At 68.3% G+C, this 8,055-nt stretch carries 7 protein-coding genes and 1 pseudogene; all 8 read right to left on the bottom strand.

All coding sequences use genetic code 11. From position 1 onward, the window contains the following. On the bottom strand, nt 1-551 hold a 551-nt coding region (locus GT030_RS02185), incomplete at its 3' end, for a dipeptide/oligopeptide/nickel ABC transporter ATP-binding protein (protein WP_161199558.1). Continuing rightward, entirely contained in the window at nt 548-1,645 is a 1,098-nt protein-coding gene (locus tag GT030_RS02180; RefSeq protein WP_161199557.1) for an ABC transporter ATP-binding protein, read from the bottom strand. The genes GT030_RS02185 and GT030_RS02180, both read right to left, overlap by 4 nt. Further along, complete coding sequence (locus tag GT030_RS02175; protein ID WP_135789922.1) at nt 1,642-2,640, bottom strand: ABC transporter permease; 999 nt, start codon at nt 2,638-2,640, stop codon at nt 1,642-1,644. The genes GT030_RS02180 and GT030_RS02175 overlap by 4 nt, the downstream gene beginning before the upstream one ends. A 110-nt stretch (nt 2,641-2,750) precedes the next feature. Continuing rightward, on the bottom strand, nt 2,751-4,538 hold the full coding sequence (locus GT030_RS02170; RefSeq protein ID WP_161199556.1) for an ABC transporter substrate-binding protein: 1,788 nt from the start codon (nt 4,536-4,538) through the stop codon (nt 2,751-2,753). A gap of 71 nt (nt 4,539-4,609) precedes the next feature. Continuing rightward, complete coding sequence (locus GT030_RS02165) at nt 4,610-5,617, bottom strand: ABC transporter permease (RefSeq protein WP_135789920.1); 1,008 nt, start codon at nt 5,615-5,617, stop codon at nt 4,610-4,612. Between the two features lie 499 nt (nt 5,618-6,116). Then, entirely contained in the window at nt 6,117-6,875 is a 759-nt protein-coding gene (locus GT030_RS02160) for an enhanced serine sensitivity protein SseB C-terminal domain-containing protein (RefSeq protein ID WP_161199555.1), read from the bottom strand. Between the two features lie 87 nt (nt 6,876-6,962). Then, complete coding sequence (locus GT030_RS02155; protein WP_161199554.1) at nt 6,963-7,754, bottom strand: enhanced serine sensitivity protein SseB; 792 nt, start codon at nt 7,752-7,754, stop codon at nt 6,963-6,965. 64 nt (nt 7,755-7,818) lie between these two features. Then, nucleotides 7,819-8,055, bottom strand: a pseudogene (locus GT030_RS02150) (ATP-binding protein); the annotation flags it as partial.

Below are 8,055 nucleotides of genomic sequence, written 5' to 3'. Positions count from 1 at the left end.
CCGATGCGCTGGCGCTGGCCGCCGGAGAACTCGTGGGGGTAGCGGTTGTAGTGCTCGGGGTTGAGACCCACGACCGACAGCAGCCGCTGGACTTCCTTCTTGATGCCGCCCTCGGGCTCGACACCCTGGAGCCGGAAGGGGGCCCCGATGATGGTGCCGATGGTGTGCCGGGGGTTCAGCGAGGAGTACGGGTCCTGGAAGACCATCTGCACGTCGCGGCGCATCGGGCGCATGCCCGAGACCCCGAGGTGCGTGATGTCCTTGCCCTCGAACTCGATGGTGCCCGCGGTCGGCTCGTCCAGGCGGGTGATCAGACGGCCCATCGTGGACTTGCCGCAGCCCGACTCGCCCACGACGCCCAGGGTTTCACCGGCGCGCACCTCGAAGTCGATGCCGTCGACCGCGTGCACCGCGCCGACCTGGCGCTGGAGCAGCCCCTTCTTGATGGGGAAGTGCCTCTTCAGGCCGCTGACCTTCAGCAGGATCTCGCCGTCCGCGCTGTCGGCGCTCTTGGCCTGCGCGGGGATCGTCACTGCTTTCTCGTCGCTCACAGCTTCGGCGCAATCTCTTCGGTCCAGATCCGCTCCCGCTGCTCCGTGCTCATGTGGCAGGCGGCCCAGTGCGTGCTGCCGACCTGGGTCAGCTCGGGGCGGACCGTGCGGGTCACGTTGTCCTTGGGGAGGTCGGCGTACGGGCAGCGCGGGTTGAAGGCGCAGCCGGACGGGATGTTGATCAGGGAGGGCGGGGAGCCCTTCACCGGGATCAGGCGGTCCTGCTGCTCGCGGTCGAGCCGCGGCATGGAACCGAGCAGGCCCCAGGTGTAGGGGTGCCGGGGCTCGTAGAACACCTTCTCCGCCGGGCCCCGCTCGACACAGCGGCCGCCGTACATCACCAGGATGTCGTCGGCGAGTTCGGCGACGACGCCCAGGTCGTGGGTGATGACGATGACCGCGGAGCCGAACTCCTTCTGGAGGTCGCGGATGAGGTCGAGGATCTGCGCCTGGACGGTCACGTCCAGGGCGGTCGTCGGCTCGTCGGCGATGAGCAGCTCGGGGTTGTTCACCAGCGACATGGCGATCATGGCGCGCTGGCGCATACCGCCGGAGAACTCGTGCGGGTAGCTGTCCACCCGCTTGTCCGGCTGCGGGATGCCCACCCGGTCGAGCATCTCGATCGCGCGCTTGCGCGCGGTCTTCTTGTCGACCTTGTGGTGGATGCGGTACGCCTCCACGATCTGCTGGCCGATCGTGTAGTACGGGTGCAGCGCGGACAGCGGGTCCTGGAAGATCATCGCCATCTCGCGGCCGCGCATCCGGCGCACCTGGTCGGGGTCGGCCGACAGCAGCTCGGTGCCGTTCAGCCAGATCTCGCCGGAGATGCGGGCCTTCTGCTTGCCGTACTGGCCGGCCGTGTGCAGACCCATGATGCCGAGCGAGGTGACCGACTTGCCGGAGCCGGACTCACCCACGATGCCGAGGGTCTTGCCCTTCTCCAGCGTGAAGGTCAGTCCGTCGACGGACTTGACCAGGCCGTCGTCGGTCGGAAAGTGCACCTTCAGGTCGCGCACGTCCAGGAACGCCTTGCCGGCGGTCCTGGGGTCGGTGGGCTCGCCCACCGCGGCTCCGGTCTTGCTGAGTTCGGTCATGAGAGCCTCACGCGCGGGTCGATCACGGCGTACAGGATGTCCACCAGGAGGTTGGCTATCAGCACCGCCACCGAGGTGATCAGGGTGACGCCCAGGATGACGGGCAGGTCCTGATTCTTGATGGCGTTGAGGACGGCCTGGCCGAGGCCGGGCAGGCTGAACGTCGTCTCGGTCAGGATCGCGCCGCCGATGAGGGCGCCGAGGTCCATGCCGAGCATGGTCAGGATGGGGGTCATCGTGGAGCGCATGGCGTGCTTGCCGATGACCGTCTGCTCCTTGAGGCCCTTGGCACGCGCGGTGCGGATGTAGTCCTCGCCGAGGATCTCCAGCATGGTGGCGCGGGTGATCCGGGCGTACATCGCCGCGTACAGGAAGGCCAGGGTGATCCAGGGCAGGATCATGCCGCCGAACCAGCCGCTGAAGCTGTCCTCCAGGGGCACGTACTGCGCGTCGATGAGACCGAGCCCGTAGGAGAAGATCGCCAGGGAGAGCAGACCGGTGAAGTAGATGGGGAGCGAGACACCGCCCAGCGCCACCACCATCGCGGTGCGGTCCCACAGGGTGCCCCGCTTGAGCGCGGAGAGGACACCCGCCGCGACACCGAAGACCAGCCACAGGACCGCCGCGCCGAGCGCGAGGGACAGCGTGACCGGGAAACGGTCCGTCAGCACCGGCCAGATGGCCTGTTCGCTGCGGAACGAGTAACCGAAGCACGGCGCAGCACAGTGGGTGACATCGCCGCCGGCCGCGTACGTGCGGCCCACGAAGATGCCCTTGAAGAACTCCCACACCTGCTGGAAGATCGGGTCGCTCAGACCGAGCTTCTCCCGGATCGCCTCGACTGCCGCGGGGTCGGCCTGCTTGCCCACGAAACTCGTGGCGACGTCGACCCCCGCCCACTTGGGGACGAGGAAGAAGATGCCGAAGACCACCATGACGATGACCACGAGCATCACTGCGGCGGCGAAGAGCCGCCTGATGAGGTAAGCGAGCACAGCTTACGGCCCGCCGCGGACCGTGAACCGCCGGAGATCATCCGGCGGTTCACGGTCTCGCCGCGCCGGCCTTCACCTGCCTTTCGTGCCGTTCGGCGGGTGTGCCGGGGTTACTTCGAGGACTTCAGACCGAGGTTGACGAAGTCGTACATGCCGCTGTAGCCGTTCGACGTGTAGATGTTCGCGACGCGGTCCGAGCGCCAGTTCAGGAACTTCTCGAAGGTGAAGGGCAGGTAGTACGCGCCCTCCATGACCTTGTGGTTGATCTCAGTGGCGATCTTGGTCTTGCCGGCGTCGTCCAGCGTCTTGACGTAGTCGGTGAAGAGACCGTCGATCTTCTTGTCCTTGATGAGCGCGTAGTTGTTGTTGCCGCTCTCGAGGATGTACTTGCTGTTCCACAGCGGGAGACCGTAGCCCTGCACGGACGGGAAGTCCGGGCCCCAGCCCATGATGATGATGCCGTAGCCCTTCTTCTTCACGTTCGAGGGGCTGCCGATGATGCCGGGGGTCTGGGCACCGTCGTACTGGTCGATCTGGACGTTGACGCCGATCTTCTTCAGCGCCGCCTGCATCGACTGGGCGGTGGCCACCTCGACGGGCTTGTTGTTGCGCACCGCGATGGTGGTGCTGAAGCCGTTCGGCTTGCCGCAGGCCTTCAGCTCTTCCTTGGCCTTGGCGACGTTGCCGGACTTGTTGGCCCCGGCGATCCCGTACGGGTCGTACTTCTGGCCCTCGGCGCCGGGGACCGACGGCGGGAGCATGTTGGTGCCGATGTCGCCGCCGGCGACCGGGCCGCCACGGGCGGTCTGGAGCGAGACGTGGTCGGCGCCGTAGATCACGGCCTTGCGGCAGTGCTCGTTGTCGAACGGCTTCACGCTCTGCGGGAAGACGGCGTAACGGACGTAACCGGAGACCGGGTTGTCCAGGTTGCCCTTGTGCTTCTTGAGGGCGACCGTGCGGCCCTGGGGCGACATGCCGGTCTGGGCCAGGTCGATGTCCAGGTCGCCGTTGATCAGACGCTGGTCCAGGTCATTGGCGTTGGAGAAGAACTTGATGGTGATCGCGTCCGGGTACGCCTTGCGGACCGGGTCCGAGGACGCCTTCCAGTTGGCGTTGCGGACCAGCTTGAGGTCCTTGCCGGGGCTGTAGGACGCGAACTTGTACGGGCCCGAGGAGAACGGGTGCAGACCGTACTTGGACTTGGTGTCCTTGTCCTGGCGGACCGGGGAACCCGAGGTCAGCGCCAGCATCTCCTCGAAGTCCGAGTTGGCCTGCGGGAGGTGGAAGACGATGGTCTTGTCGTCCGGGGTCTCGATGGACTTCAGACCCAGGTGGTCCTTGGCCTTGTCCTTGTAGGGGCCCTTGTACTCACCCTTGGGGTCCAGGACCTCCTTCAGGTAGGTCGGACCGCCGGACAGCACGTCCTGCGCCCACACGCGCTCGATGCCGTACTTGACGTCCTTCGACGTGATCGGCTTGCCGTCCTCCCACGTCACACCGTCACGCAGGGTGTACGTGTAGGTCTTGCCGTCGTCGGTCACCTTGGCGACACCGGTGGCGAGGTCCGGGGTGATCTCGGCCCCCGCGGCGCCGGCCGCGGTCTTGTTGGTGACGAGCTGGCGGCTGTAGTAGCGGGAGAAGTTCCACATGAAGCCGTAGTAGCCACGGGTGGTGTCCCACGAGTCGGCGTCCTGGACGGACCCGAAGCGCAGGGTGCCGCCCTTCTTGGCCTCGGACGCCTGGGCGACCTTGTTGTTGGCCGCGTCGAAGCCGGCCGCACCGTTCTTCGAACCGCCGTCGTCGCCGCCGCCGCACGCGGCCGTGGTCAGCAGTGCGGCGACCACGGCGGCAGCGGCCGCGGTCCGCTTGGCCCGCCCTGAGGTGCGCTGGGTAGTCACGATCTCGGTTCCTCCGGAATTGATGAGAGACCCCGTGCTGGTTCCACGGGTCGCTTGGGGGTACGGCGTGGTCAGCGGGAAGCCTTGGGGTCCAGGGCATCCCGGACGCCGTCGCCGAACAGGTTGAAGGCAAGAACGGTGATGAAGATCGCCACACCGGGGACCACCATGTACATGGGGTCCGAGTCGTAGTAGTCGATCGCGTTCGAGAGCATCTGACCCCAGGAGGCGGTGGGCGGCTTGACGCCCACGCCCAGGAAGCTCAGGGCCGCCTCGGTGAGGATGTTGGTCGGGATCATCATCGTGGAGTAGACGATGATCGGCGCGACCAGGTTGGGCAGCAGCTCCTTGAACAGGATGTAGAACCGTCCGGCGCCCAGCGAGCGGGCCGCGTCGACGTACTCGCGCTCACGCAGCGAGAGGGTCTGGCCGCGCACCACGCGGCCGATGTACGGCCAGCCGAAGAAGCCGATGACCAGGATCATCACGAAGACACGTACGGCCGAACCGCTGAGCCCCAGCATGGAGTTGGGCATCACGGAGACGAGCGCGATGATGAACAGGAGCTGCGGGAAGGCCAGCAGTCCGTCCATCACCCGGCTGATCACGGAGTCGACCCAGCCGCCGAAGAACCCGGCGAGGATGCCGAGCACGGTGCCGAGGGCGACGGCCACCACGGCCGACAGGAAGCCGACCAGGAGCGAGATCTGCGCGCCGTAGAGGATGCGGGCGAGGATGTCGCGGCCGTTGACCGGCTCGACGCCCAGCAGGTGATCGCCGCCGAGACCGCCGAGGGAACCCTTGGGGGTGCCGAACAGCGGGTCGATCAGGTTCTCGTGGTAGGCGTCCGGGTCCTGCCCGATCAAGTGGGTGAGCACCGGCGCCAGCAGGGCGATCACGATGAGCAGGACGACGACGGTGCCGCCGGTCAGGGCGAGCTTGTCCCGCTTCAGCCGCTCCCAGGCGATGCGCCCCAGCGAACGTCCCTGGACGTCCTTCGCCTTGGCGCTCGCCACCTCCGCTTCCTCGTGCGCGTTCGGGGCCGCGTCAGCGGTCGGCTCGTGCAATGGTGCCGTCATTCTGACAGGGACCCCTCTCAACCGGCCTGAGCCGGCCCACACTTGCCGCGCGAGCGGCTTCGAAGACTGTCGTACACGGGGGTGAACACCCCTGGACCGGGAGTCTTCAACGGCTGGGTGATCCGTTGCCAGACTTGACGGGGAATGGATGCCTAAACGTGATGCAAGCTGGCACGTTCCGATATCCGAACGACGGGTAACAGCGGTAGGACACAGGTGAATTCGGGACGACATGAGCGAAGACCGTCATTCACAGCCATGTGCGGCTGAACACGTCCTAATGGCAGGGGAGTTCACACCACCGCAACACCGGACCTCCACGTGACCTACCCGGAACAGGGCGTGACGAACACTCAGTCCACACAGATCTTCCGGATCACCGGGCCGGCCTCAGGCGTCGGCTCGACGGCGTGCGGAAATGCCGGAGGGGCCCGTGAAATTCGGGATTCCGGAACGCGGAATTACCAGGAAAAGGCAAAGAGTGGAAAGGAAAAGGGAGCTAGTACGCCCCGCCCACCGGCGCGACCGCCCCGTGGGCCTCGCGGTCGTAGAACGGCCGGGAGTTGGCACGCATCCAGAGCACGACGGGGTCGAAGTCGTCGGTCATGGCGACCGTGGAGACCGGCAGGCCCTCGGGGACCGCGCCGACCGACTGCTGCATCATCGCGCGGACGGAGTCGACCGCGGCCGGGGTCGACTCGTACACGTCAAGGCCGAGGGCGAGGTAGGGGGCGCCGAGAGCGGGCTGGACCCAGGCGCGGCGCAGGGAGCGCAGGGCCGGGGTGCGGTGGGCGTTCTGCGCGAGGAGGGCGTAGAACTGCGGTACCTCGATGGCCGGTTCGGACAGCCGCAGGGGGCCGGCCGGCTGGCGGTCCAGGCCCGTGGCGATGCGGCGCAGGTCCAGCCAGGGGATGCCGACGCCGCCGCCGGGGGCGTGCGGGTTGAGCCAGAGGCCGTAGTGCTCCGGGTAGAGGGTGCGGGCGACGTCGAGGCTGTCGACCACCTCGTAGGACCGGCTCCAGCCACTGGCGGAGAGTTCCTGGGCGGAGGTCACGCAGGGGGCGTAACCGAAACCGCCGACCTCCATGTTGCCGTACTGGGCGTCCGGGGAGCCGGCCTGGCCCTGCCACAGCAGCATCCAGATCTGGCCGGACGAAGGGGTGGCGAGGGCGCGGAGCAGTGCCTCGTAGGCGTCGTAGCGTCCGGGAGTGACCTGGCGCAGCATGTGCTCGACGCTGCCGCTTGGGCTCGCGCTCACCTGTCCTACCGCCCCTTCATTGCAAGTTCCCCGCGTGTGGGGACAGCTTAAGCGCCCACCGGCGCGGGCCCCGCGAGCCCTGATGCCTCAGTTGCCGAACTGGTAGAAGGGGCGCACGTTCGTCCTCAGCCAGTCGGCCACCGGGTCCTGGGTGGCGTCCAGGAGGACCAGGTTGACGGGCCAGGGGGCCGGGGCGCGGCCGAGTGCCTTGCCGAGGGCGTCCAGCGGGAGCGCCCGCGCGTCGCCCTCCCAGTGGGCGAGTTCGACGCCGACGAAGAGCACCGGGTCGGCCGTCTCGATGACGGCGAGGCAGCGCCGGGCGCTGACGACCACGCCGGTCGCGGCGAACTCGGCGGAGGCGGCGGCCAGGAAGTCCACCGGGTCGTCCTGCCAGTCGGGCTCGAAGAGCCGTACCCGGCCGCCGGAGGCCGGCCCGTCCAGCGGGGACCCCCCGGCCCGGCACAGCGCGGCCACCGCGTCGGGGGGCAGCGGGAGTCCGACCACGCCGCCGGGGTTGATGACGACGCCCGCCTGCGGCGGCAGACCCCGCGCGAACTCCACGGCGGGGGCGACGGTGTGCGGGAGGTGTCCGCCGGGCGACTGCCGGAACTGCTCCTCGGAGCTGAACACCGGGACGTACACCTGGCCGTCGATCTCGACGGTGGGCAGGTCCAGCGGGCCGCTGTGCGGGCCACCGCCGTTCGGCAGGGGTATCCAGACGAAGCTTCGGGCCAGCACCTCGATGACGCGGGCGCCGGCCGCGGGTATGCCGAGGGAGGCGGAGAGGACCTCCTCCAGTTCGTTGCCGGGCCAACCGCCGTGCGGGTGGGGGTGCGCCTGTGCCGGGAAGTCCGCGGGAAGGTCCGCCGGGAAGTCCATGTGCCTACCGCCTGCTGGGAGTCATGCTGTGGTGCAGAAGGCTATCCGGTACGGATGCGGGTGCTCACGTGGCGAACTCGATCCGCTTCAGGCCGTCCGCCGAGGCACGGTCCAGCAGGACGACCGAGCCGCAGCCGGCGGGGCTCTCGCCGCGCTCGACGGCGTCCAGCAGCCGGGCGGTGGTGCCGCGGTGGCGGTGGAAGGCGAACCGCGAGACGCCCCGGCCGCGCTCGCGCTGGCCGCGCCGGGCTGTGTCGGCGGACACGTCGAGCAGGATCAGGTGCAGGGTGCCGCCTCGGCG

It is taken from the genome of Streptomyces sp. SID1328, from assembly GCF_009865595.1.
GTDB classification, from domain to species: Bacteria; Actinomycetota; Actinomycetes; order Streptomycetales; family Streptomycetaceae; genus Streptomyces; species Streptomyces griseoluteus.
This window is presented reverse-complemented; position numbering and strand designations above follow the sequence as displayed.